The sequence below is a fragment of the Nocardia cyriacigeorgica genome, from assembly GCF_010858045.1.
Classification (GTDB): Bacteria; Actinomycetota; Actinomycetes; order Mycobacteriales; family Mycobacteriaceae; genus Nocardia; species Nocardia cyriacigeorgica_E.
In genome coordinates, this window is record NZ_JAAGVC010000374.1 from 1 (window position 1) to 282 (window position 282).

1 pseudogene is annotated in these 282 nt (G+C 62.4%); it reads right to left on the reverse strand.

The features are described from left to right. Window positions 1-282 (reverse strand): annotated as a pseudogene (locus GV790_RS30080) (D-serine/D-alanine/glycine transporter); the annotation flags it as partial.

Sequence of the window (282 nt, forward strand, 5' to 3'; positions counted from 1 at the left end):
TCGATACCGAAGAAGGCGAACACCGCGATCTGGAATCCGGCCACGAATCCCATCGGTCCCATCGGGAAGAAGCCGCCGTCGTTCCACAAGTTGGCCAAAGAGGCCGTGCTTCCGCTGTCACCGGTGAAGCCGGTCAGCACCATCACCAGACCGGTGACGATCAGTGCACCGATGGCGACCACCTTGATCAGCGCGAACCAGAACTCGGTCTCACCGAACGCCCGCACCGTGGGCAGGTTCAGCCCCAGCAGCACCGCAATGCAGATCAGCGCCGGAATCCAC